We start from the raw sequence: 25,370 nt of genomic DNA, 5'->3' as shown, positions 1-25,370 counted from the left end.
ACCATGACCACCCCACGGGACGGCGACACCGTTCGATTCCTCCACTCGGCCGACTGGCAGCTCGGCATGACCAGGAGGTTCCTGGGTGACGAGTCGCAGGCCGTCTACACCGCGGACCGGCTGGCCGCGGTGGAATCGCTCGGTGATCTCGCCACGGAGCACGGTGCGCAGTTCATCGTCGTGGCCGGTGACGCGTTCGAGGACAACGCGGTCCCCAGGTCCGTGGTGCTCCGCGCGGCCGAGGTGTTGGCGTCGTTCCCCGTCCCCGTCCTCGTGCTGCCGGGTAATCACGACCCGCTGGATGTGTCGTCGGTTCTGCGGTGTCGGGACTTCTCGTCGGCGGTCGAGAGCGGCGCCGTCGTCGTTCTCGACGGATCCGGCCCGGTCGAGGTTCTCCCCGGAGTCGAGGTGGTCGGCATCCCGTGGACCTCCAAGCGGCCTGACCCCTCCCGCCTGCCCACGTTGCTGGAATCCCTCGAGCCGTCCGCGGCGCTGCGCGTCCTGGTGGCACACGGTGGAACCGACGAGGTCTTCGGCGGGCACTCGCCCTCGGTGGAGGCGATCGCCGTCTCCGCGCTCGAGCAGGCCGTCGACTCCGGGCGGCTCGACTATGTGGCTCTCGGTGATCGCCATTCGGTCACCCGCGTGGGCTCGGGGGAGCGGGTCTGGTTCTCGGGAAGCCCCGAGACGACGGACTTCGACGATGTGGAGAAGGATTCCGGTCACGCCCTGCTCGTCGAGCTCGAGCGCGCGCTCCCCGGTGGCCGGCGCGGGGGATCCACGGTGACACCCCTGCGGACCGGTCGTTGGTCATTCCTCGCGCTCAATGCACAGATCGACACGGACGCGGACCTGGATGCGCTCGCCACGCGGATCGAGGCGATCGAGGACAAGCCCCGCACGGTGTTGAAGCTGGGGCTGACCGGAACCGTCGGGGTCGCCCTGCGTGCGCGGATCGACGAGGAGGTGGACCGGTGGTCGGCGCTGTTCGCGTGCGCCTATCTGCGCGAGACGCGCACCCATCTGGTCGTGCGTGCGGACGACACCGATCTCACCGACCTCGTCGACGGGTACGCGGGGCGGGCGGTGGCGGACCTGATGGAGATGGCCTCGGCCGGTGGTCCGGAGGCCGAGGACGCCGGACATGCACTCAGTCTGCTGTACCGATTCGTGGACGGGGGGACACGATGATCCTGCACCGATTGATGCTCGAGGACTTCCGGGGCGTGACCCGTGAGGAGGTCGAGGTCCCGCACCGTGGGGTCCTCGTGGTCGAGGGGCCCAACGAGTCGGGCAAGACCAGCCTCATGGATGCGCTCGACATGCTCCTCGAGCACAAAGCGTCGTCCGGTCGCGCGGACGTCAAGGCGTCCAGTCCGGTGGGCAGGGATGTCCCGGTGGTGGTCGAGGCCGAGTTCACGATCGACGACCAACGGATGCTGTACCGCAAGGAGTTCGTCCGGGGTAAGCGGACGTCCCTGGAGTTCCCCGGGTCGGCCCGGCAGGCGATGTCCGGGGACGACGCGCACGATCACGTACGTGACCTGCTGGAACGACGAGTCGACCGCTCGCTCTGGCGGGCGCTGCGCATCGCTCAGGACGAGCCGATCGGGCAGGTCGACGCGGCCAAGGGAATGGACTCCTTGCGTCGGGCTCTCGATGCGGCGGCCGGTGGTGAGGACCCGACGGGGGACGACAACCTGATCTCGCGGGTCGCGGAGGAACGCAATCGCTATCTCACCACGCGGCGAGGCGAGCCGACCGGCGAGCTGGCCAGGTCGGAGGCCCGGCTGGTTGAGGCACGCACAGCGCTGTCCGCCGCCCGGGCCGGCCATGCCGAGCTGGACGCCGCTGTTGACGATCATGCCGCGCAGGCGGCGGTGCACCGGGCCCACACCGAGTCCTTGAGGACCGTGGAGGCGGAGGTGGCACGGCTGGAGGCAGCCGGGCTGGTGGTGGCCGATCGGAGGCAGATCAGTTCCGCCGCGGACACCGAGGTCGATCGGGCGGCCGCCGAACACGATGCGGCCGTGCGCGGCACCCGGGAACGAGCGACGCTTGTGGAGGATGTCGAGCGGGAACGCCGCAGGGCCGCAGATGCTCGCGCCGCCGTCGACACCGAGGGCGAGCGCCTGGCACCGGCCGAGGAGCGTGCCAAGGCGGCACGGTCGGCATTGGAGGCGGCCGAGGCGGATCTCACACGAGCGCGGGCGCACCTCGACGAGGCCCGCGAGGCCCGGGACCGCGAGCACCGCCGTAGCGAGCTCACGCGACTCGAGCAGCTCATCGAGACCGCCACGTCCGTCGGCGACGACCTGGCGGTCACCGGGACGCAGCTTTCCGAGGTGGAGATCTCGACCGACGCGGTCGACGAGATCCGGTCTGCTGATGAGACGCTGCGAGAAGCCGTCGTGCGCAGCAATGCAAGTGCTCCGACTGTCGAAGTCGCGGGCAGTGGCGAGGTCGTCGTCTCCGGCGAGGCGCGGGACGCCGATCCCGGATGGTCCCAACGCATCGTCGAGGACACCGTGTTCGAGGTGGGAGATGTCTCGCTGACCGTGGTGCCGGCCGGCGATACGGACACCGTGCGCCGCGACGAGACCTCGGCGCGAGCGCGTCTGGCCGCGCTACTCGGGAAGCTCGGGGTGGCGGATCGGGAGGAGGCGGAGGACCGCGCTCGACGCGCCAACGCACTCCGCGCCCAGGTCGAGGCACTGCGCCGGAGGCGGGCGGACCTGCTCAGCGGGGAGACTCTCGACGATCTCTGTGCCCGCAGGGACGCTCTACGAGAACGGCTCGGCGCGGACGAGGCCGCGGAAGACCCCGAAGGGGTGGAGGACCGGGCGGCGGAGGGGACGTCGCCGGACATCGGATCCGGCGCGTCTGCGGACGAAGGCCCGGAGTCCGACCCCGTGGTCGTGGCGGCTCAGGCGGAAGAGACCCTGTCCTCGCGGCGGGCGGAGGATCGCGCAGCGGCGACCGAGGCGGAGACCATCCGCACGGTGTACGCCACGCGAACCGCGCTGGCCGAGGAGGGGGAGTCGCGGCTCGAGGAACGGGCCCGGGTCCTCGACGCGGCCCGCGCGGTCACGGCGGACGCGGAGCTAGCCGGAGCCGAGGAGCTGACCCGCGCCAGGCTCGAGGAGGCCCGGGAATCCGCGCGGGCGGCTCGCGCATCTCTCGATGAGGCGCTGTCCGACGCTCCTCCGGAGTTGCTGGAGAACGCCCGGGCGTCGCTTGCGACACTGCGGAACGAGGAGCGCGAGTCCGCCGGCGCGGTGGCCACCGCGCTGGGGCGGGTGAACGCGATCGGTGATCAGGGACGTCTGGGCGATGTGTCGGCCGCCGAGAGGGAGCTGGACGAGGCGGAGCGGGAGAATGGCGCCCTGTGGCGTCGCGCCCGCGCAGCAGATCTGCTGCACCGCACCCTGACCGCGCGCCGTTCCGAGGCGTTGCGCGCCTACCAGGATCCCTTTCATCGAGCGGTCGTAGAGCTCGGTGCTCTGGTGTACGGCCGGGAGTTCGACGTGCGGCTCGGCGACGATCTGACGATCCTCTCGCGCAGGATCGGCGGCGTCACCGTGAACTACGACTCGCTGTCCGGCGGCGCCAGGGAACAGTTGGCGGTCATCGTCCGGATCGCCTGTGCCCGCCTCGTCGGCACGGACGGGGTTCCGGTGTTCCTGGACGACACGATGGGTTACACCGACCCCACACGCAGGCTGACCATGGGGGCCGTCATCGCCGCGGCTGCGACGACCTCCCAGGTCATCGTGCTCACCTGTGACCGGGCGAGGTTCGCAGGGATCGGTGGCGCGCGTACCCATGTGATGCGTCGATCCGGTCAGAGTACGGAGTGAACACCGCTATCTGACCCCGTCCGCGCGGCGGTGCCTGACGCCGGTACCGGCCCCTGCCCGTGCTTGAATGGTCGTATGAGCGAGACACGCTGGTTGAACGATGAAGAGCAGCGCATGTGGCGTAGGTACCGAGACATGAATCAGCTGCTCGACCTCGCAGTCGAGCGCCAGCTACAGCGGGATGCTGCGATGTCGCAGTCGGATTACGCCGTGCTGGTGAGCCTCAGCGAGTCCGAACGCGGTGGACTCCGCGCCCGTGACCTGGGCGCGGCCCTCGGCTGGGACCGTAGCCGCGTGTCCCATCAGGTCCGGCGCATGGAGGGTCGCGGACTGGTCGCCAAGAACGAGTGCGCCGAGGACGGGCGCGGAACCATCGTCACGCTGACCGAACAGGGGGCCGAGGCGATCGGTTCCGTCGCGCCCAAGCACGTGGAGAAGGTCCGGGAACTGTTCGTCGACGTGATCAGCGACGACGAGGTGCGGATGCTGACCGACATCTATGAGCGGGTCGTCGCGCGTATCGACCAGGTCGACGGGATCACGCTGCCCGGCTGATACCACCCGAGTGGACCCGATGGGCCCGGCGGTGGACAGCGGAAGGGCCCGGGCATCTGCCCGGGCCCTTCCGCTATTTCGGTTGTGCCCCCGAAGGGAATCGAACCCCTGACCTTTGGTACCGGAAACCAACGCTCTATCCCCTGAGCTACGAGGGCGGGATACCGGCCGTGGAGACCGGAGGCGGCTCTCGGGCCCACCGCGTGGGTGGCACCTCTCGAACAGCGAGACTGATCGTAGCACCGGTCCCGGAGAGCGGCCGCATCGGGCCCGCCCGGCAGGACCCGGGAGCGGTGACCGTGACGCCGATTCCCCCGACGACGTGCTGACACCTAGGATATGAAGACGTGACTCCCGCTGATCTCGCCGCCGTCATCCGTGCCGCCCTCATCACCGTCCTCACCGATCGCGGGGCCGATATCTCGCTCGTTCCGGAGACGGTGACGGTCGAGCGACCGCGCAATCCGGAACACGGTGACTACGCGACCAACATCGCGCTGCAGCTGGGCAAGAAGGTCGGCGTCGCGCCGCGTGACCTCGCAGGTGATCTCGCGACCGCGCTGGTCGCGGACGCGGGAATCGAATCGGCTGAGATCGCCGGGCCGGGTTTCCTCAATATCCGCCTCGACTCCGGTGCGCAGGGATCCCTGGTGTCCACCGTGCTCGCCAAGGGCGTCGACTACGGGGCGGGGGATGCGCTGTCCGGCCGCCGGGTGAACCTCGAGTTCGTCTCGGCCAACCCGACCGGGCCCATCCACCTCGGCGGAACCCGGTGGGCTGCTGTCGGTGACGCGCTGGGCCGGGTCCTCGAGGCATCCGGTGCCGAGGTCACCCGCGAGTACTACTTCAACGACCACGGCGCCCAGATCGATCGGTTCAGCACGTCGCTCGCCGCGGCGGCCAAGGGGGAGCCCACCCCCGAGGACGGCTACGCCGGTGCCTACATCGAGGACATCGCGGCCCGGATCGTCGCCGAGCACCCGGACGTGCTGGACAAGCCCGAAGCGGAGTCGTTGGAGATCTTCCGTTCCGTGGGGGTCGACATGATGTTCAGCCACATCAAGTCCTCGCTCGCGGACTTCGGCACGGTGTTCGATGTCTACACGCACGAGAACTCGATGTTCACCTCCGGCGCGGTCGATCGCGCCGTCGAGACCCTCAAGGGAAACGGCAACCTCTACGAGTCGGACGGGGCCTGGTGGCTGCGGTCCACCTCGTTCGGGGACGACAAGGACCGGGTGGTCCTGAAGTCCGACGGGAATGCCGCGTACATCGCCGGTGACATCGCGTACTTCCTCGACAAGCGGGAGCGCGGCTTCGACCTCTGCATCTACATGCTGGGGGCGGACCACCACGGCTACATCGCCCGCCTCAAGGCCGCCGCCGCCGCCCTCGGCGACGATCCGGCCACGATCGAGGTCCTCATCGGACAGATGGTCAACCTCGTCCGTGACGGCGCCCCGGTCAAGATGAGCAAGCGTGCCGGCACCGTCATCACCCTGGACGATCTCGTCGACGCCATCGGTGTGGACGCCGCCCGATACGCGCTCATCCGGTCCTCGGTCGACCAGACGATGGACATCGACCTGCAGCTGTGGGCCTCGGCCACGAACGACAACCCGGTGTTCTACGTCCAGTACGCGCACGCGCGCCTGTGCTCGCTGGCCCGTAACGCCGCCGACCTCGGCGTCACCGTCGAGGGTGCCGACATGGCGTTGCTGGTCGAGGACCGCGAGGGCGCGCTCATCCGCACCATCGGCGAGTTCCCGCGCGTGGTGGCCAGTGCCGCGGACCTCCGCGAGCCCCACCGTGTGGCGCGGTACCTCGAGGAGTTGGCAGCCGCCTACCACCGGTTCTACGACACCTGCCGGGTGCTGCCGATGGGGGACGAGGAACCCGGACCGTTGCACGCCGCCCGCCTGGCCCTGAGTGCGGCCACACGACAGACGTTGGCCAACGGCCTGCGCCTGATCGGTGTCAACGCACCGGAGAAGATGTGAGCGCGCACCCCGCGGGCTCGCGGCACGAGTACCCGCACGCACCGGCCATCGGCGAGCGGCCCGGCGACGCCGACGCGCTCATGAACCTCGCCCCGGCGGTCTGGCCCCGGGGCGCCCGGCGTCGCGAGGACGGGGTCGTGGAGTTCGCCGGAGTCGCGGCATCGGAGCTCGCGGCCGAGTACGGCTCACCGCTGTTCGTGATCGATGAGGACGATTTCCGGTCCCGCTGTCGGGAGATGGCCGCGGCGTTCGGGGGAGCGGACCGCGTGCACTACGCCTCCAAGGCGTTCCTGTGCACCGAGGTCGCCCGCTGGGTCGCCGAGGAGGGCCTGAGTCTGGACGTGGCCTCGGGCGGCGAGCTCGCCATCGCACTTCGCGCCGGCTTCCCGGCCGAGCGGATCACGGTCCACGGCAACAACAAATCCGGTGACGAACTCCGCATGTCCGTGCGCAACGGTGTCGGCCATGTCGTGATCGATGCGATGTCAGAGATCGCGCTCCTCGACCGTATCGCGGCCGAGGAGGGGATCGTCCAGGATGTCTTCATCCGCGTGACCGTCGGAGTCGAGGCACACACCCACGAGTTCATCGCGACCGCCCACGAGGATCAGAAGTTCGGCTTCTCCCTCTCCGGCGGCGCCGCGATGGAGGCCGTCCGGGCCGTGTTCGCGGCACAGAACATCCGGTTGACCGGGCTGCACAGCCACATCGGCTCGCAGATCTTCGAGATCGACGGATTCGAACTCGCCGCCCGCCGCGTGATCGGGCTGCTCCGGGACATCGTCGACGAGTTCGGCGCCGAGCGGACCAGGCAGCTCGATCACCTCGATCTCGGAGGCGGCCTGGGGATCAGCTATGTCCCGTCGGACGATCCTCCGCCCGTCGCCCAGCTGGCCGCGTCGCTGACCGAGATCGTCGAGTCGTTCGCCCGGGAGGCAGACCTGACCCCGCCGACGCTGGTCGTCGAGCCGGGGCGAGCGATCGCCGGCCCGGGCACGGTCACGCTGTACGAGGTCGGCGTGACCAAGGACGTCCAACTCGCCGGCGGCGAGAGTCGGCGCTACGTCAGCGTCGACGGGGGGATGAGCGACAACATCCGCACCGCCCTGTACGACGCCGAGTACGACGCCCGGCTCGTGGGTCGGAAGTCGACCGCGACACCGGTGGTCTCCCGCCTGGTGGGCAAGCACTGCGAGAGCGGTGACGTGGTGGTTCGCGACCTGTGGATGCCCGAGGACGTCGGGGCCGGCGACCTCGTCGCCGTCGCGGCGACCGGGGCCTATTGCTATTCCATGTCGAGCCGGTACAACCTCATCGGACGCCCCGCGGTGGTGGCGGTTCGCGACGGGCGGGCACGACTCGTGCTGCGCCGTGAGACCCTTGACGATCTGACGAGCCTGGAGGTGGGACAGTGAGCGACGCAACAGCGTCAGGCGTGCGACCCGTAGGAGTGGCGGTGCTCGGGATGGGCACCGTCGGCAGCGAGGTCATCCGCTTCATGACCGAGAACGCGGAGGCACTCGCCGCGCGGATCGGTGCGCCGCTGGAGCTTCGGGGGGTCGCTGTCCGTGACCTGACGAAGGATCGCGGGGTGGACCCCGAGCTGCTCACCGCGGACCCGTCCACGCTCGTGTCGAGGGGCGACGTCGACGTCGTCGTCGAACTCATGGGTGGCATCGACGTCCCACGTCCACTCCTCCTCGAGGCATTGCGCCACGGCAAGTCCGTCGTCACCGCCAACAAGGCGCTGCTCGCCGAGTACACCGACGAGCTGGCCGAGGTGGTCGACGCCACCGGCACCGACCTGTACTTCGAGGCGGCCGTGGCCGGCGCGATCCCCGTGATCGGCCCGCTCCGCCGTTCGATGGCGGGTGACCAGGTCGAGCGCGTCGTCGGCATCGTCAACGGGACGACGAACTACATCCTGTCCGAGATGGGCTCCACCGGCGCCGACTACTCCGAGACGCTGGCCGAGGCCTCGCGCCTGGGATACGCCGAGGCCGACCCCACCGCGGACGTCGAGGGCTACGACGCGGCCGCCAAGGCGGCCATCCTCGCCTCGATCGCCTTCCACAGCCGGGTGACCGCCGGGGACGTCTACCGCGAGGGGATCTCCCGGATCTCCCCGGACGACTTCGAGTCGGCCCGCGACATGGACTGCACCATCAAGCTGCTCGCCATCTGTGAGAAGCTGCGCCGCGCCGACGGCACCGAGGCGGTCTCCGCTCGCGTCTATCCCGCCCTGCTGCCCAACAGCCACCCGCTCGCCGCGGTGAACGGCGCGTTCAACGCCGTCGTCGTCGAGGCGGAGGCGGCTGGTCGGCTCATGTTCTACGGCCAGGGTGCCGGTGGCGCGCCGACCGCGTCGGCGGTGCTCGGCGACATGGTCGCGGCCGCGCGTAACAAGGTCGGCGCGGGCCGTGCCCCCGGCGAGTCCACGTACGCCGCCCTCCCGGTGGCCTCGATGGACGAGATCCTCACGCGCTACCACGTGCGCATGCGTGTGGCGGACAAGCCCGGTGTGCTCGCGCTCGTGGCCGCGGAGTTCTCGAACCACGGGGTCTCGATCGCCCAGTGCCGCCAGACCGAGGTCCAGGCCGCCGTGGGAGAAGGCGACGACGCGCCGGCCAGCGCCGAACTGACGGTGCTGACTCATCGCGCCTCCGAGCGCGCGCTCGCCGACACGGTGGCCGCGCTCTCCGACCAGGACGCCGTCACGGACATCACCAGCGTCATCCGTCTCGAGGGAGTGGACACCGAATGAGCAACACCCACCAGCCCGTGCACAGCCGCTGGCCCGGCCTGATCGAGGCCTACCGAGACCGCCTCCCTATCGGTGAGAACTGGGAGCCGGTGACTCTCTACGAGGGCGGCACGCCGCTCATCCGGGCGACTCATCTCTCGGCGGTCACCGGGTGTGAGGTCTACCTCAAGGTGGAGGGCCTCAACCCCACCGGGTCGTTCAAGGACCGCGGTATGACGATGGCCGTCACCGACGCGAAGGCCCGCGGCCAGCGCGCCGTGTTGTGCGCGTCCACCGGCAACACCTCGGCCTCGGCAGCCGCGTACGCCACGCGCGCCGGTATGGAGTGCGCGGTTCTCATCCCGCAGGGCAAGATCGCCGCAGGCAAGCTCGCGCAGGCCGTGATGATGGGTGCGACCATCATCCAGGTCGACGGCAACTTCGACGACTGCCTCGAGCTGGCACGCAAGACCACGGCGACCTACGCGGAGATCGGTCTGGTCAACTCGGTCAACCCGGTCCGCATCGAGGGTCAGAAGACCGCCGCGTTCGAGATCGTGGATGTTCTCGGGCGTGCCCCGGACCTCCACTTCCTGCCCGTCGGCAACGCGGGCAACATCACCGCGTACTGGCGTGGCTACTCCGAGTACCACACGGACGGGATCATCTCGAACCGTCCGCGCATGATGGGTGTTCAGGCCGCCGGCGCAGCCCCGCTCGTCGACGGCGCGCCGGTGAAGAACCCGGAGACCATCGCCACCGCGATCCGCATCGGCGCCCCGGCGTCGTGGGATGGCGCGGTGAACGCCCGCGAAGAGTCCGGCGGCACCTTCCGCAAGCGCACCGACGAGCAGATCCTCGAGGCGTACCGCATGGTTGCGGGCAAGGACGGCGTCTACGTCGAGCCCGCCTCGGCGGCGTCGGTGGCCGGTCTGCTCGACGCCCACGCGGGCGGCGAGCTCGAGGCCGGTCAGACGATCGTGTGCACGGTCACCGGCAACGGGCTCAAGGACCCGGATACGGCACTGCTGGGCATGCCCGAGGTCGAGCCGGTCCCGGTCGACCCCTCGGCGGTCGCCGGCGCTCTCGGTCTGGAATGAGCGACATGAACGGTCCGGGCCCGGAGGTCTTCGGCAGCTCGGGCGGTCGCATCCTGCCGGTCGGCCGGTCCGTCACCGTCGAGGTGCCGGCGTCGAGTGCCAATCTCGGCCCCGGCTTCGACGCGCTCGGTGTGGCCCTGGGGCTCTACGACACGATCACGGTCACCACGATCGAGTCGGGCCTGGAGCTCGAGGTCACCGGCGAGGGGGCCGGGGAGGTTCCCGAGGACGCGTCTCATCTGGTCGCCAAGGCGGTCGAGGCGGGACTGCGGGCCGGGGGCGTGGGGGTGCCGGGCGTGCGGATCTCGTGCCACAACGCCATCCCGCATTCCCGGGGGCTGGGGTCGTCGGCGTCCGCCGCGGTCGGTGGCCTGGTCGCCGCCAACGGCCTCATGGACGGCGCCCTCACGGCCGAGCACCTGGTCCAGTTGTCCAGCGAGTTCGAGGGACATCCGGACAACGCCGCGGCCAGCGTGCTCGGCGGCGTCGTGGTCTCGTGGACCGAGCGTTCGGCCACCGCGGTGACCTATCGTGCGGTTCGCATGGAGGTCGATCCGTCGATCGTCGCGACGGTGCTGGTGCCGTCAGAGACGTCGTCGACCGCCCAGACCCGGGGACTGCTCCCGGCGACGGTGCCGCACGAGGACGCGGCGTTCAACGCCAGCCGCGCCGCGCTGATGTCCGTGGCGCTCGCGTCCCACCCCGAGTTCCTCGTGGCGGCGACCGAGGACCGACTTCACCAGTCGTACCGCGCGCCGGCACTGGTCGCGACCATGGAGTGGGTGACGCGGCTTCGCGAACGGGGATTCGCCGCGACGGTGTCCGGCGCAGGCCCTACCGTGCTGATTCTCGGCACGTCCGGCCTCCCTTCGGATCTACGCGACCTCGCCGAGGCGCAGGGGTGGCGGGTACTCGATCTGCGGATCGCCGACGGCGCCCGGGTGGTCGCCGCCGAGTGAGAGCGCCGGGTCGGAACGACGAGACGGCCCGGGTGCTTCGGCACCGAGGACAGTGATGGGCGTACGTCCCGCCGGGTGATCCCGGCCGGGCGTCGTCCTCACTGCGTGGACCCGGGCGTGATCCTGGTGATCTCGTAATTGCCGGACGCGTGCCGCGCGCGGATCCGGATCTTGTCGTATTTTCCGACCGTGGTCCTGGGGATGTCGTCGACGAACGCCCACCGATCCGGCCGCTTCCACATCTCGAGCACGCCCTCGAGCCCCTCCCAGAGCGAGCGCGCGCGAGCCGTCACCCCGGGTTTGAGACGCACTAGAACTAGGGGCCGGCTGCCCCAGCGTTCGTCGGGCACACCGATCACCGCGGCGTCCGCCACCCGTTCGTCTCGGAGCACCGCGTGCTCGAGTTCGATGCTGGAGATCAGCTCCCCGCCCGAGGCGATCGTGTCGTCGACCCTGTCCACCACGGCGAGGTACCCCTTGGGCGAGATGCTGGCCATGTCGCCGGTCCGCAGCCACCCGTCGACGAAGCGCTCCGGGGCCGCGTCCCCGAGATAACAGGCGGTCACCCACGGGCCGCGGAGTTGGAGTTCGCCGACGGACCACCCGTCGTTGGGTTGTACCCGGCCGCCGTCGACCACGCGGGCCTGCACTCCCGCGGAGAAGCGGCCCTGCCCGAGAATCTGGGCGCGCCGGTGGGTGGCGGAGGAGTGGGGGTCGGGCCGGGCGAAGGCGGCGATGGGGCTGGTCTCGGTGAGCCCGTAGGCCTGGATCAGGGGGACACCGTGACGCTCGACGAAGGCATCGATCAACGCCTCCGGTACGCCGGATCCGCCCACGACGATCTCGGTCAGGTGGGAGAGCGATTGCGGATGAGTCTCCAGCCTGCCGAGAAGTTGCTGGAGCGCGGCCGGGGTGGTGACGACCTTGTTGGGGCGATGCGTGCCCAGGAGGTTGGCGAGGTCGGCACCCGTGTGCAGCGCCTCGCCGGGTCGCGGGCGAGCGGTGATCAGGCTGGCACCGGACATGAATGCGGCGTACGGCATCCCCCATGACATGACGTGATGCATGGGGACCGTGCTCAGCACGGTGTCGCCGCTGCGGAGCGCGGCGCTCTCGGCCATGCAGATCTGCATGGAGTGGAGCCAGATCGACCGGTGCGTGTACGCGACACCCTTGGAGCTGCCGGTGGTGCCGGAGGTGTACGCGATGGCCGCCGCGGTTCGCTCGTCGAGATCAGGCCACGGGTAGGCCGTGGGTCGCCCGTCGAGGAGGGCTTCGAGTGCGTGTACCTCGAGGTGCGTGCCGGGAAGTTCGGAAGGCACGTGACTGTCCATGACGACGACGTGGCGCAGGCTCGCCACACCCGACACGATCTCGAGGACAGGGGAGAGGATCTCCGGGTCCACGAGGATCACCGACACCCTGTTCTCCCCGAGCGCGGAGATCTTGAAGTCCGCCGAGCGGAGGGTGTTGACCGGCATCGCCACCGCGCCCATCGCGGGGAGCGCGAAGACGGCTTCGACGTACTCCGTACGGCTCTCCGAGAGGATCCCCACCACGTCACCGATCCCGACCCCGAGGGCGGACAGTGCGTGTGCGGTGGCGGCGGCGCGGGCAGCCACCACATCGAACCTGACAGGGTGGGGTTCCAGCCGGCTCCCGAACCCCGTGATGGTGGAGCCGCCGTGGCGTTCCGCCGCGTGCTCGAGGATCCGTGAGACGAGAAGTGGGGTGTCGAGCATCGTTCCGAACACGGGCCACCTCCTGCTGATCGGTTCCTGCCGGACGCGTTATCGGTGTGCTGTACGTTACCGCCCGGCTCCGACTCGAGGGGGTGACGGTCGTGACGCGCGGAGGGGGACATGTACGTGTGTGCCCGCAGGTAGTATGCTTCCTGTCAGCCACGGACGCTCGGTCGTTCCCGCGTCCCGGGATCCTGCACAGTCGCCCGTCTTCGCTCGGGTGTCACAGGGTGGCTCCCGGTAGGCAACGGCCGAATGGCGATATGGCGATCAGGGATCCTCCCGCGTGGGCGGCTCGTCCCCCACGAGGATCCCCCTCAGACGAACACTCCGTATGTGGCTCTGCCGCAAGTGCGGAGAGGCCCACGCGGCCACCCGGGACGCCGACTCCGGATCCCGGACACCTGCTCGATGCGAGGCGGTCCACACCGCCCCGGCTCCGGGCCCAGAAAGGATCCCCGTGACCTCGACGGAAACCACCTCCACACCGCCTCAGGGCGCCTCGCTGTCCGCAATGCGCCTCGCTGACCTCAAGGGACTCGCGCAGCAGATGGGCCTCAAGGGCCTGTCGGGCAAGCGCAAGGGCGAACTCGTCGCCATGATCGAGGGCGCACGTAGGCCCGGCCCGGCCAAGGCTCAGGCCGCGGCCCCCGCCAAGGCGTCGACCGGGACGTCCGGCACAGCCGAATCCTCCGGTGGCGGCGCCGACTCCCGCGGCGGGGACACGACCGAGGCGACCCGGCCCGCCGCGTCGTCGCTGACGTCAGACCCGCAGCAGCAGCGGTCCGCTGAAGGCGACGGGGACCGCCGGTCGGCCGAGGCGTCGACCCACGGCGACTCGGGACAGGACTCCGATCGTTCGCGCAGCGAGGACGGTAACCACGGCGGCCATCGCCAGGGGCGCGACCAGGGCGGACGTCAGCGTCGCGGCGGTCAGGGCCGTGACGACCAGGATCCGGGCCAGCAGAATCGCGATCAGCAGGGCGGTCGCAACCGGGATCAGCAGGGCGGCGACCAGCAGGGCGGCCGCAACCGTGACCAGCAGGGCGGCGACCAGCAGGGTGGCCGCAACCGGGATCAGCAGGGCGGTCGCAACCGGGATCAGCAGGGCGGCGACCATCAGGGCGGCCGCAACCGTGACCAGCAGGGCGGCCGTAACCGGGACAACGACGACCGCGAGCAGCAGGGTTCGAACAGCCAGGGCTCGGGTAACCAGGGCGACGGCAACGGCCCCCGGGGAGACGGCAACAACCGCGACGACGACGGTGGTGGCCGCGGGCGTCGTAGCCGGCGCCGGCGCGAGCGAAACCGCGGCGGGAACCGGCAGAACGACGGCGACACCGAGGTGCGGGAGGACGACGTCCTCCAGCCGGTCGCGGGCATCCTGGACGTGCTGGACAACTACGCGTTCGTCCGCACGTCCGGTTACCTCGCCGGAACGAACGACGTCTACGTCTCCATGAACATGATCCGTCGGCACGGTCTGCGCCGTGGCGATGCGATCACCGGCGCGGTCAAGATGCCGCGCGACGGCCAGAACGACGGCCAGGGTGGAAACCAGGGAGGCGGGCAGGGAGGCGGCAAGAACCGCCAGAAGTTCAATCCGTTGGTCCGGATCGACACCGTCAACGGTGGTCCGATCGATCAGGCCCGCAACCGCGTGGACTTCTCCAAGCTCACGCCGCTGTACCCCAACCAGCGGCTGCGCCTGGAGACCGAGAAGAACATCATCTCCACCCGCGTGATCGACCTGATCATGCCGATCGGTAAGGGGCAGCGCGCACTGATCGTGTCCCCGCCGAAGGCCGGCAAGACCACGATCCTGCAGAACATCGCGAACGCCATCGCGACCAACAACCCGGAATGCCACCTCATGGTGGTGCTCGTCGACGAGCGTCCGGAGGAGGTCACCGACATGCAGCGTTCGGTGAAGGGTGAGGTCATCGCCTCGACCTTCGACCGCCCGCCGTCGGACCACACGCAGGTCGCCGAGTTGGCGATCGAACGCGCCAAGCGTCTGGTCGAGCTGGGGCAGGACGTCGTCGTCCTCCTCGACTCCATCACGCGCCTCGGCCGCGCCTACAACAACTCCTCGCCCGCCTCGGGCCGGATCCTGTCCGGTGGTGTCGACTCCACCGCGCTGTACCCGCCCAAGCGGTTCCTCGGCGCGGCCCGGAACATCGAGAACGGTGGCTCGCTCACGATCATCGCCACCGCGATGGTCGAGACCGGCTCCGCCGGCGACACGGTGATCTTCGAGGAGTTCAAGGGCACCGGTAACGCCGAGCTCAAGCTCGACCGTCGGATCGCCGAGCGGCGCGTCTTCCCGGCCGTCGACGTGGGCCCCTCGGGCACCCGCAAGGAGGAGCTGCTGATGAGCCCGGAGGAAGCGGGCATCATGCACAAGCTCCGCCGCGTCCTGTCGGGGTTGGACACGCACCAGGCCATCGACCTGCTCATGTCGCAGCTGCGTAAGACCAACACGAACTACGAGTTCCTCCTCCAGGTGGCCAAGACCACGCCGACGTTGCCCCAGGACGAGGAGTGAGCGATGGCGCGGGACGTGCGCCGTCATCGATCGACGACGTCCTCTCCGAGTACGGCGGCCTCGAGGCGCAGCTGTCGGATCCGACACTGCACGAGGACGCCGCGGCCGCCCGCCGTGTCGGTAAGCGGTTCGCCGAGCTGACCCCTGTCGTCCAGTGCTACCGGGCGTTGGTCTCGACGCGCGACGACGCCGCCGCGGCCCGGGAGCTGGCCGACGACGACTCCTCGTTCGCCGACGAGGCCGACCGGCTGGACGCAGAGGCCTCGGAACTGGAGATCCGGCTCGCGGATCTGCTGGCGCCGCGCGACCCCCACGACGCCGACGACGTGCTCATGGAGATCAAGTCGGGGGAGGGCGGCGAGGAGTCCGCGCTGTTCGCCGCGGACCTGGCCCGCATGTACACGCGCTACGCGGAGAAGCACGGGTGGACCGTTCAGGTGCTGGGCGTGACCGAGTCCGATCTCGGGGGCTACAAGGATGCCTCGTTCTCCATCCGCGCCAAGCAGCCGTCACGTGACGGCGTGTGGTCGCGGATGAAGTTCGAGGGTGGCGTGCACCGTGTCCAACGTGTTCCGGTGACCGAGTCCCAGGGGCGGGTCCACACGTCGGCCGCCGGCGTGCTGGTGTTCCCCGAGCCGGAGGATGTAGGTCCGGTCGAGATCGACGAGTCGGAACTGCGGATCGACGTCTACCGTTCGTCCGGCAAGGGCGGGCAGGGCGTCAACACGACCGACTCGGCGGTTCGCATCACGCACCTGCCCACCGGCACCGTCGTCACGTGTCAGAACGAACGCAGCCAGTTGCAGAACAAGCAGCGCGCCATGCAGGTGTTGGCCGCGCGGCTCCAGGCCGCTGCCGAGGAGGCCGCCGAGGCCGAGGCCGCCGAAGGGCGCGCGACGCAGGTGCGCACCGTCGACCGCTCCGAGCGCATCCGCACCTACAACTTCCCGGAGAACCGGATCGCCGACCATCGGGTCGGATTCAAGGCGCACAACCTCGATTCGGTCCTCGACGGGGACATGGACGCGGTGCTCGACGCGCTCGCCGACGAAGAGCGTCGACGTCGGATGGACGAGGCCTGACCACCGTGGACCCGCGGCCGGTCCCCGTGGCCGGTGTCGTGCGCGGCGCGGCGGCGGCGCTGGCCGGAGCGGGAATCGACTCCGCCGGGGTGGAGGCCCGCCTCATCTGTGCACACGTACTCGGCGTCGACAGGTCGCGGCTCATGCTCGCTGATGGGCTCGACGAGGCCGCCATCGCAGAAGTCGATCGGATCGTCGCCGCGCGCGCGGGCCGGGGCGTCCCGCTCCAGTATCTGCTCGGCACCGCCCCGTCGGGACGCCTCGAGCTTTCCGTCGGGCCGGGTGTGTTCATCCCGCGCCCGGAAACCGAACTCCTCGTGGAATGGATCCTCGCCCGCCTCCCGGCGCCGACCGGGGGAGTGGGGCCGGTGGTCGTGGATCTGTGCGCGGGTAGCGGCACGATCGCCCTCGAGATCGCCCACGCCCGCCCCGACGCCCGGGTGCACGCGGTGGAGTTGCACGAGGCGGCGCTGGACTGGCTACGCCGCAACGCCGCCGCCCGCGCGGACGCGGGCGACACCCCGATCGAGATCCATCACGGCGACGCCACGGATCCCCACCTGCTGCCACGGCTTCGCGGCCGCGTGGCCGCCGTGGTCTCCAATCCGCCGTACATCCCGCTGACCGACGACCTGCCCGCCGAGGTCCTGGGCCACGAGCCGGCGACGGCGCTGTTCGGGGGGACGGACGGCCTCGTCGTCGTCGTGCCTCTCGTGGACCTCGCGGCGAGCCTGCTCGCCCCGGGCGGCCACCTGGCCGTCGAGCACGACGACACGACCGGCGCCGAGGTCGCGGCGGTCGTCGGGCGCCGGGGCGGCTTCGGTACCGTGGAACAGCACACCGACCTCGCCGGACGGCCGCGGTTCGTCACCGCGACGCGCCACGACGGAGCCGACGACGACGACCCGACAGCCCAGAAGGGGATCACCCGGTGACCATCACCTACGACTGCACCGAGGAGACCGGCCGAGAGGTCGGCCTGAGCTCCGCGTCCGGGGCCCTGCGGGCGGGCCGGCTCGTCGTGACCCCCACGGACACGCTCTACGGTATCGCCGCCGACGCCTTCGACCCGGACGCGGTCAACCTGCTGCTGTCGGCCAAGCGCCGCGGGCCGGACATGCCGGTGCCGGTGTTGGTCGGATCATGGGAGACCATCGACGGGCTCGTGGTGAGCACCCCGGCCGCCGCGCGTGATCTCATCCGTGCGTTCTGGCCCGGAGGGCTGAGCCTCATCGTCCACCAGGCCCCGTCTCTGGGTTGGAACCTCGGGCACACCCAGGGCACCGTCATGCTGCGGATGCCCCTGCACCCCGTGGCGATCGAATTGTTGCGTGAGGTCGGACCGCTGGCGGTGTCCAGCGCCAACGTCTCCGGGCAGCCTCCCGCCACCACCGTCGTCGAGGCACGCGAGCAGCTCGGCGACTCGGTCGCGGTGTACCTCGACGGCGGGCCGTGCTCGATCGGCCGGCCGTCGACCATCGTCGACCTGACCGGACCCGGCCCCAGGATCGTGCGTGAGGGCGCCGTGACCGCCGAGCGCGTCGGCGAGGTCCTCGACATCGACCCGGCGCAGCTGCGCGGCTAGCCGTGGGCGTCGGGATCCCGTTCCGGGAGCTCCTGCTCATCGGGGTCACCGCCGGCCTCGTCACCTTCGTCGTCACCGGCCTGGTGCGGGGGGTGGCGCCCGCGATCGGTGGGCTCGCCTACCCGCGTGAGCGCGATGTGCACCTGGTGCCCACACCGCGGCTCGGTGGCGTGGGGATCTTCACCGGAATGCTGGTCGCGGTCTATCTCGCCGCGCAGTTACCCGCCCTCAACCGCGCGTTCCCGCCGTTCGCGCCGGACGTGGAGGCGACCATCCTCGCCGGCGGGGTGATCGTCCTGCTCGGCATCGTCGACGACATCCTCGGCCTCGGCGCGGTCACCAAACTCGCCGGGCAGGCTGCTGCCGCCGGGGTGCTCGTGGCGATGGGCGTGTCGTGGACGCTGGTGTATCTGCCCTTCGGAGACGGCAACATCCTCGTGCTCGACCAGCTCCAGGCCGGGCTGCTCACGGTCGTGTTCACGCTGGCGATCGTCAACGCGATGAACTTCGTCGACGGCCTCGACGGTCTCGCCGCCGGACTCGGCACGATCGCCGCGCTCGCGATCTGCGTGTTCTCGGTCGGGATCATGCTCGACCAGGGCGGCACCGTCGGCGCGTATCCGCCCGCTCTCGTCACCGCCGTCCTGGCCGGTGCCCTGCTGGGCTTCCTGCCGCACAATTTCCAGCCCGCCCGGATCTTCATGGGGGACTCGGGCTCGATGCTCATCGGGCTCGTGCTGGCCGCCGCGTCCACGAGCGCCTCGGGCAAGATCTCACAGAGCCTGTACGGGCCGCAGGAGATGATCGTGCTGCTCTCTCCGATGATCGTCGTGGCCGCCGCGATGTTCGTGCCGATGCTCGATCTCGTGATGGCGATCATCCGCCGGGTCGGAGCGGGGCGTAGCCCGTTCGCGCCCGACAAGATGCACCTGCACCACCGGCTGTTGGCGCTGGGCCACTCGCACCGCCGGGTCGCGCTCGTCATCTACGCCTGGGTCTCCCTGATCGCCTTCGGCGCGGTCGGCGCGACCATGCTCCCGACGGAGGTGATCGTGCCGCTCGTGGCGGCCGGCCTCCTCATGGTGCTCGTCGCCACGCTCGTGCCGCGGCTGCGGAGTGCGCGGGTCGAGGACAACTCGGGTGGTGACGGGGCGTCCCGCTAGGCTGCTCGTCATGAGCGACACTCTTGCGACGCCCGATCAGCCCGGACCCGGCCCCCAGAACGCCGGCCTACGCACCGCCGTCCGACTCGGCGGGCTCGCACTCGTCGTACTCACGGTGATCAGCGTCATCGCGTGGACCCTGGTCGACGGTGTACCGGGCCTGTGGGGCGCGGTGATGGGTGCGGGCATCGGTGGGGCCTTCGTTCTCACCACCGCGGTGGTGGTCATGGCCACCGCGCGGACGGCACCGCAGACCACCGCGGCTATTCTTCTCGGCACCTGGCTGCTCAAGCTCGTCGTCGCCATCGGTGTGGTGGCGGTGATCGAGCGGTTCGATTTCTACTCACGCCCGGCGTTCGCGGTCACCATCATCGCCGCTCTGGTCGTCGTCCTGGCGGCCGAGACGTGGGGCATCCTCAAGACCCGGACGCCCTACATCGAGCCCGCCGACCCGACCGTCACCTGACCGGGTCCCCCTGACATGCGGCTTTCGAGACCGGGATGTTATTCTCTTCGACGGTGAGACGAGCACGTCGCCGGGCCACTTCACGGCCGGCAGACGTTCGCGCGCTGACCCGAATCGGCCGCGAGCACCGGGCCGCTCGTACTGCACGCGCTCGGGCGCCAGCCGCCCTACACGACCAGGGGAGAACACACTGAGTACCACGCTTCTGGCCTTCAAGGGCGAGTTCCACGCCCCTGACATCGACAAAGAGTTCTTCCCTGTCGACCAGTGGTTCACTGGCTTCGCCGCGGACGCCTTCGTCATGGACCGCCTGATGTTCGTCCGTATCCTCATGGCAGTCGTTCTCATGGCGTTCTTCATGTTCGCCATGCGCAATCCGCGGCTCATCCCGAGCGGTGTGCAGAACTTCGCCGAGATCTGCCTGGACTTCGTCCGCGTCCACGTGGCCGAGGAGATCCTGGGCAAGGAGCAGGGACGTCGCTTCCTGCCGGTCATCGCCACCATCTTCTTCGCGGTGCTCGCGATGAACCTTCCGACGGTGCTGCCAGGACTCAACGTCTCGCCGAACGCTCGTATCGGCTTCCCGATGGTTCTGGCGGCTCTGGGCTATATCACCTTCATCTACGCCGGTGCCAAGAAGTACGGGTTCCTCCGTTACATCAAGGCCAGCGTGGTCATCCCCAACGTGCCGCCGGCGCTGCACATCCTGCTGATCCCGATCGAGATCCTCTCGACGTTCATCCTGCGTCCGGTCACGCTGACCATCCGTCTCATGGCCAACATGCTGGCGGGTCACCTCATCATCGTGCTGCTCTTCAGCGCTACGAACTTCTTCTTCTGGCAGCTCAACGGCTGGACCCTCCTGTCCGCCGGTATCTCGGTGCTGTCCGTCGCGTTCACGCTGTTCGAGCTCCTCGTGATCTTCCTTCAGGCGTACATCTTCGCCCTGCTGGTCGCGGTCTACATCGACAGCTCGCTGCACGCTGATAACCACTAGAACCCGGGCCGCGAGGCCTGACACGACCACCTGTCAACCCGACACATCACGTCCGACCGGTTCGGAACACCCCGGACCGGCCATCTGAAAGGGAAACCCCATGGACATCGTCACTCTCGCCCAGGCCGCCGAGCAGACCGTCACCAACCAGGGCTACGGCGCCATCGGCTACGGCCTCGCCGCGATCGGCCCCGGCATCGGCATCGGCATCCTCGTCGGCAAGACCGTCGAGGGCATGGCCCGCCAGCCGGAGATGGCCGGCACCCTCCGCACCACGATGTTCCTCGGCATCGCCTTCACCGAGGCGCTCGCCCTGATCGGTATCGTCGCCGGCTTCCTGTTCTGATCGACGACACACCGACCTCTAGGGACGCACCATGAACAACGTCATCGCCATCTTGGCGGCCGAAGGGGAGACTCTCCCCCTGGAGGAGAGCGTCAACCCGCTCATTCCTCCGCTGTATGACATCGTCTGGTCGCTCATCCCGCTCGCGGTCATCCTCTGGCTCTTCTGGAAGTTCATCCTCCCGAAGTTCCAGCAGGTAATGGACGAGCGTGAGGAGCGCATCGAGGGCGGTCTGCGTCGTGCCGAGCAGACCCAGGCCGAGGCCAAGGAAGAGCTGGCCAAGTACAAGGCCCAGCTCGCGGAGGCGCGCAGCGAAGCGGCCAAGATCCGCGACGACGCGCGTGCGCAGGGCCAGCAGATCCTCTCGGATATGAAGACAGAGGCCGAGGCCGAGCGCGAGCGCATCGTCGCCGCGGGTGAGCAGCAGCTCACTGCCCAGCGCCAGCAGATCATCACCGAGTTGCGCTCTGACCTCGGGCGTCAGTCCGTCGACCTCGCTGAGCGACTCATGGGTGAGCAGCTGTCTGATTCGGTCCGCCGCTCCGGCACCATCGACCGCTTTCTGGCAGACCTCGACCGGGTCCCCGGCGCGGGCAAGAACTAAGGGAAGTGGAGTCCATGCACGCAGCGAGCCGTGAGGCGCTCGACAGCACGCGCGACGCCCTGAAATCCGCTCTGGCCGCCAACCCGGCCGGGGGTGTGACGGGCGCCAAGGTGGGCCAGGAACTCTTCCAGGTCGTCGACGTCCTCGAGGACAACCGGTCCCTGCGGGTCGCGGTGGCCGACACCTCGGCGTCGGTCGAGGCCCGGCAGGACCTCGTTCGCGGGGTCTTCGGGTGGAAGATCGACCAGGCCACGCTCGATCTGCTGCTCGCTGCGGTCTCTCAGGACTGGTCCAACCCGCGCGAGTTGCGGGAAGGCCTGATCACGCTCGGCCGCGAGGCGCTCATGCGCTCCGCTGACGAGCAGGGCCAGCTCCAGACGGTCGAGGACGAGCTGTTCCGGCTCGGCCGCATCGTCGCGGGCGACGCCGAGTTCGAACAGGCACTTGCCGATCGCACCGCCGAGGCCTCCGCCAAGCGAGCCCTGCTCGCGCAGGTGCTGTACGGCAAGGTCACCGCGGTGACCGAGGCCCTGGCGTCCCAGGCCATTGCCCGGCCCACGGGAATGCCGGCGGACGATCTCATGGAGATCTCCGGTCAGGCCGCGGAACTCCGTGGCCGCACCGTTGCCGTGGTCACCAGTGCCGAGGCACTCTCGGAACAGCAGACGACAGACCTCGGTGGTCGGCTCCGGTCGATCTACGGTCGCGAGATCGCGGTCCACAATGAGATCGACCCGACCCTGATGGGTGGAGTGGTCGTCCGGGTGGGTGACGAGATCATCGACGGCAGCGTGGCGGGCCGGCTCGACGCACTCCGGCGAAGCCTCCGCTGACCGGCTCGCCGGTCACACGACGAGCTGCGACTCGGCCGTGATCCCGCGGTAAGTGGCTCACGCACAACCTATAAAGCACATCCCGACTTTGAGAGCAGGAATGACATGGCGGAGTTGACGATCTCCTCCGACGAGATCCGCAGCGCGATTGCGAACTACACCTCAACTGTTTCGACCGACGCGACCAAGGAAGAGGTCGGCATTGTCGTCGATACCAGTGACGGTATCGCGCACATCAGCGGCCTTCCCTCGGCGATGGCCAACGAGCTGCTGGAGTTCCCCGGCGGGATCCTCGGCGTCGCGCTGAACCTGGAGGACCGCGAGATCGGTGCGGTCATCCTCGGTAACTTCGACGAGATCGCCCAGGGCCAGGAGGTTCGTCGTACCGGAGACGTTCTCTCCGTGCCCGTCGGGGACGGCTTCCTCGGCCGTGTCGTCAACCCGCTCGGTCAGCCGATCGACGGCCTGGGCGAGATCGAGGCCGAGGGCACCCGCGCCCTCGAGCTCCAGGCGCCCTCGGTGCTCGAGCGTCAGCCCGTCGAGGAGCCGATGCAGACCGGCATCAAGGCCATCGACGCCATGACCCCCATCGGCCGCGGCCAGCGTCAGCTGATCATCGGCGACCGCAAGACCGGGAAGACCGCGGTCTGCATCGACGCCATCCTCAACCAGAAGGCCAACTGGGAGTCCGGCGACAAGACCAAGCAGCTGCGGTGCATCTACGTGGCGATCGGTCAGAAGGGCTCCACCATCGCGGGCGTCAAGGCGACCCTCGAGGAGCACGGCGCGATGGACTACACCACCATCGTGGCCGCCCCGGCCTCCGATTCCGCTGGTTTCAAGTGGCTCGCCCCCTTCACCGGCTCCGCGATCGGGCAGCACTGGATGTACGGCGGCGCCCACGTTCTGGTGGTGTTCGACGACCTGTCCAAGCAGGCCGACGCCTACCGCGCGATCTCGCTGCTGCTGCGCCGCCCGCCGGGTCGTGAGGCCTACCCGGGTGACGTCTTCTACCTGCACTCCCGGCTGCTGGAGCGGTGCGCCAAGCTGTCCGACGAGATGGGTGGCGGGTCGATGACCGGTCTGCCGATCATCGAGACCAAGGCGAACGACGTCTCGGCGTTCATCCCGACCAACGTCATCTCGATCACGGACGGTCAGGTCTTCCTCGAGTCGGATCTGTTCAACCGCGGTGTCCGCCCCGCGGTCAACGTCGGTATCTCCGTCTCGCGAGTCGGTGGCGCCGCGCAGACCAAGGGTATGAAGAAGGTCTCCGGCTCGCTGCGTCTCGACCTCGCCGCGTTCCGTGACCTCGAGTCCTTCGCGACCTTCGCGTCCGATCTCGACGCGGCCTCCAAGGCCCAGCTCGAGCGCGGTCAGCGTCTGGTCGAGATCCTGAAGCAGGACCAGAACTCCCCGGTCTCCGTCGAGGACCAGATCGTCTCGATCTACCTCGCCGGCGAGGGCTTCTACGACAGCGTCCCGGTCGCCGACATCCGTCGCTTCGAGGCCGAGCTGCTGGAGCAGCTGCACCACGGAGCTGCCGACGTGTTCACCCAGATCGACGGCGGGGCGGCTCTGTCCGACGAGTCCAAGGCGACGCTCGAGGCCAAGACGAATGAGTTCAAGGAGGGCTTCGTGGCCTCCGACGGCTCCCGCGTGGTCAACGAGCCCGAGGCCGAGGCACTCTCCGAGGACGAGATCGACCGCGAGACCCTCACGGTCACCAAGAAGAAGGCCTGAGGCCTCGAGATGACAGCCATCCGATTCAAGGGCGAGAGGAGTGTGATCTGAAACCATGGCGAATATGCGTGAACTGCGCGACCGGATCAAGTCCGTCAACTCGACCAAGAAGATCACCAAGGCCCAGGAGCTGATCGCCACGTCGCAGATCTCCAAGGCCCAGGCCCGGGTCGCCGAGGCCCAGCCGTTCGCGGATCAGATCACCGCGATCCTGACCGACCTCGCCAGCGCGTCGTCGGTGCAGCACCGGATGCTCAACGAGCCCGAGGACGCCAAGCGTTCCGCGATCCTCGTCGTGACCTCCGACCGCGGTATGTGCGGTGGTTACAACCACAACGTGCTCAAGGAGGCCTCCGAGCTCATCGCCTTCCTGGAGGGCGAGGGCCGCGAGGTCGATATCTACGTCCTGGGTAACAAGGGCATCGTGTACTACACGTTCCGTGAGATCGCGATCGCGGGCGCGTGGCACGGCCACTCGCAGAAGCCCGACTACCAGGAGGCCCGGCCGGCCTTCCAGCTGCTGTCGACCGCGTTCGCGGCCGGTGGCGAGGGCACCTTCGACGCGTCGGAGTTCCTCGGCGAGGACTACACGGGCGACACCACCCGCAAGGGCGTCGACGAGGTCCATATCGTCTACACCCAGTTCAAGTCGATGCTCACCCAGACGCCGAGGGCTCGTCGTCTGGCCCCGATCGAGACCCAGGTCGAGATCGAGGAGTTGGATCTCGGCGATGACATGCTGGATACGTCCAGGACCGAGTTCAAGCCCGAGGTCACCTTCGAGCCCGACGCCGACACCCTGCTTGACAACATCCTCCCGAGGTATATGTCGACCCGGGCGTTCGCGTCGCTGCTGGAGTCGGCGGCGTCGGAGTCGGCGGCTCGTCGTACCGCGATGAAGTCCGCCACGGACAACGCGACAGAACTGGTCGAGGGCCTCAGCCGTGAGGCGAACCAGGCCCGCCAGGCACAGATCACCCAGGAAATCAGCGAGATTGTCGGTGGCGCTGGCGCGCTCGCCGCGAGCGCAGGAAGTGACTAAGT

21 protein-coding genes and 1 tRNA gene are annotated in these 25,370 nt (G+C 69.2%); 20 read left to right on the top strand and 2 right to left on the bottom strand.

Annotation, left to right across the window (positions count from 1 at the left end; all coding sequences use genetic code 11):
* Positions 1-3: 3 nt before the first annotated feature.
* From ACWGLC_RS11280 to ACWGLC_RS11270, 3 genes are all read left to right on the top strand, one after another.
* Positions 4-1,191 carry a metallophosphoesterase family protein gene (locus ACWGLC_RS11280; RefSeq protein WP_452099991.1) on the top strand — a complete coding sequence of 396 codons (1,188 nt, stop codon included), beginning with the start codon at positions 4-6 and terminating at the stop codon, positions 1,189-1,191.
* Positions 1,188-3,860, top strand: a complete 2,673-nt coding sequence (locus tag ACWGLC_RS11275) for an AAA family ATPase (RefSeq protein ID WP_452099990.1) — start codon at positions 1,188-1,190, stop codon at positions 3,858-3,860. The genes ACWGLC_RS11280 and ACWGLC_RS11275 overlap by 4 nt, the downstream gene beginning before the upstream one ends.
* Positions 3,861-3,935: 75 nt before the next feature.
* A complete protein-coding gene (locus ACWGLC_RS11270; protein ID WP_452099989.1) occupies positions 3,936-4,415 on the top strand; it encodes a MarR family winged helix-turn-helix transcriptional regulator in 480 nt (159 codons plus the stop codon).
* 85 nt (positions 4,416-4,500) lie between these two features.
* Here ACWGLC_RS11270 and ACWGLC_RS11265 read toward each other — a convergent pair.
* A tRNA-Arg gene (locus tag ACWGLC_RS11265) sits at positions 4,501-4,573 on the bottom strand.
* Positions 4,574-4,762: 189 nt separating this feature from the next.
* Here ACWGLC_RS11265 and argS point away from each other — a divergent pair.
* From argS to thrB, 5 genes are read left to right on the top strand one after another with little or no spacing between them, the layout of a single operon-like run.
* Complete coding sequence (argS, locus tag ACWGLC_RS11260; RefSeq protein WP_452099988.1) at positions 4,763-6,415, top strand: arginine--tRNA ligase; 1,653 nt, start codon at positions 4,763-4,765, stop codon at positions 6,413-6,415.
* Positions 6,412-7,830 carry a diaminopimelate decarboxylase gene (gene lysA, locus ACWGLC_RS11255; RefSeq protein WP_452099987.1) on the top strand — a complete coding sequence of 473 codons (1,419 nt, stop codon included), beginning with the start codon at positions 6,412-6,414 and terminating at the stop codon, positions 7,828-7,830. The genes argS and lysA overlap by 4 nt, the downstream gene beginning before the upstream one ends.
* On the top strand, positions 7,827-9,179 hold the full coding sequence (locus tag ACWGLC_RS11250; RefSeq protein WP_452099986.1) for a homoserine dehydrogenase: 1,353 nt from the start codon (positions 7,827-7,829) through the stop codon (positions 9,177-9,179). The genes lysA and ACWGLC_RS11250 overlap by 4 nt, the downstream gene beginning before the upstream one ends.
* Positions 9,176-10,258: a threonine synthase gene (thrC, locus tag ACWGLC_RS11245; RefSeq protein ID WP_452099985.1), complete on the top strand. Its 1,083-nt coding sequence runs from the start codon at positions 9,176-9,178 to the stop codon at positions 10,256-10,258. Before ACWGLC_RS11250 ends, thrC begins: the two co-directional genes overlap by 4 nt.
* Entirely contained in the window at positions 10,255-11,217 is a 963-nt protein-coding gene (gene thrB / locus ACWGLC_RS11240; protein ID WP_452099984.1) for a homoserine kinase, read from the top strand. The genes thrC and thrB overlap by 4 nt, the downstream gene beginning before the upstream one ends.
* 98 nt (positions 11,218-11,315) lie before the next feature.
* Here thrB and ACWGLC_RS11235 read toward each other — a convergent pair whose 3' ends face one another.
* A complete protein-coding gene (locus tag ACWGLC_RS11235) occupies positions 11,316-12,971 on the bottom strand; it encodes an AMP-binding protein (RefSeq protein WP_452099983.1) in 1,656 nt (551 codons plus the stop codon).
* Between the two features lie 502 nt (positions 12,972-13,473).
* Between ACWGLC_RS11235 and rho the strand changes: the two genes are divergently transcribed.
* From rho to ACWGLC_RS11175, 12 genes are all read left to right on the top strand, one after another.
* Positions 13,474-15,507 (top strand): transcription termination factor Rho, encoded by a 2,034-nt coding sequence (gene rho / locus ACWGLC_RS11230; protein ID WP_452100021.1) that lies wholly within the window; start codon positions 13,474-13,476, stop codon positions 15,505-15,507.
* On the top strand, positions 15,504-16,589 hold the full coding sequence (gene prfA, locus ACWGLC_RS11225) for a peptide chain release factor 1 (RefSeq protein WP_452099982.1): 1,086 nt from the start codon (positions 15,504-15,506) through the stop codon (positions 16,587-16,589). Before rho ends, prfA begins: the two co-directional genes overlap by 4 nt.
* Before the next feature lie 5 nt (positions 16,590-16,594).
* The gene (gene prmC / locus ACWGLC_RS11220; RefSeq protein ID WP_452099981.1) at positions 16,595-17,524 is read left to right on the top strand and encodes a peptide chain release factor N(5)-glutamine methyltransferase; all 930 of its coding nucleotides are present in this window, start codon (positions 16,595-16,597) and stop codon (positions 17,522-17,524) included.
* The gene (locus ACWGLC_RS11215; protein ID WP_452099980.1) at positions 17,521-18,174 is read left to right on the top strand and encodes an L-threonylcarbamoyladenylate synthase; all 654 of its coding nucleotides are present in this window, start codon (positions 17,521-17,523) and stop codon (positions 18,172-18,174) included. Before prmC ends, ACWGLC_RS11215 begins: the two co-directional genes overlap by 4 nt.
* 2 nt (positions 18,175-18,176) lie before the next feature.
* Positions 18,177-19,337, top strand: a complete 1,161-nt coding sequence (locus ACWGLC_RS11210; protein ID WP_344993248.1) for a glycosyltransferase family 4 protein — start codon at positions 18,177-18,179, stop codon at positions 19,335-19,337.
* A gap of 10 nt (positions 19,338-19,347) precedes the next feature.
* Positions 19,348-19,803 carry a hypothetical protein gene (locus ACWGLC_RS11205; protein ID WP_452099979.1) on the top strand — a complete coding sequence of 152 codons (456 nt, stop codon included), beginning with the start codon at positions 19,348-19,350 and terminating at the stop codon, positions 19,801-19,803.
* 205 nt (positions 19,804-20,008) lie between these two features.
* The gene (atpB, locus tag ACWGLC_RS11200) at positions 20,009-20,800 is read left to right on the top strand and encodes a F0F1 ATP synthase subunit A (RefSeq protein WP_344993554.1); all 792 of its coding nucleotides are present in this window, start codon (positions 20,009-20,011) and stop codon (positions 20,798-20,800) included.
* A 100-nt stretch (positions 20,801-20,900) separates the two neighbouring features.
* A complete protein-coding gene (locus ACWGLC_RS11195) occupies positions 20,901-21,146 on the top strand; it encodes an ATP synthase F0 subunit C (RefSeq protein ID WP_182631968.1) in 246 nt (81 codons plus the stop codon).
* A 31-nt stretch (positions 21,147-21,177) separates the two neighbouring features.
* Entirely contained in the window at positions 21,178-21,750 is a 573-nt protein-coding gene (locus ACWGLC_RS11190) for a F0F1 ATP synthase subunit B (protein ID WP_295649488.1), read from the top strand.
* Positions 21,751-21,764: 14 nt separating this feature from the next.
* Positions 21,765-22,583 carry a F0F1 ATP synthase subunit delta gene (locus ACWGLC_RS11185; RefSeq protein WP_452099978.1) on the top strand — a complete coding sequence of 273 codons (819 nt, stop codon included), beginning with the start codon at positions 21,765-21,767 and terminating at the stop codon, positions 22,581-22,583.
* A 105-nt stretch (positions 22,584-22,688) separates the two neighbouring features.
* Positions 22,689-24,326, top strand: a complete 1,638-nt coding sequence (gene atpA / locus ACWGLC_RS11180; protein ID WP_452099977.1) for a F0F1 ATP synthase subunit alpha — start codon at positions 22,689-22,691, stop codon at positions 24,324-24,326.
* Between the two features lie 55 nt (positions 24,327-24,381).
* Positions 24,382-25,368, top strand: a complete 987-nt coding sequence (locus tag ACWGLC_RS11175; RefSeq protein ID WP_452099976.1) for a F0F1 ATP synthase subunit gamma — start codon at positions 24,382-24,384, stop codon at positions 25,366-25,368.
* Positions 25,369-25,370 lie beyond the last annotated feature (2 nt).

Source organism: Dietzia sp. NPDC055877 (assembly GCF_053615975.1).
This window is presented reverse-complemented; position numbering and strand designations above follow the sequence as displayed.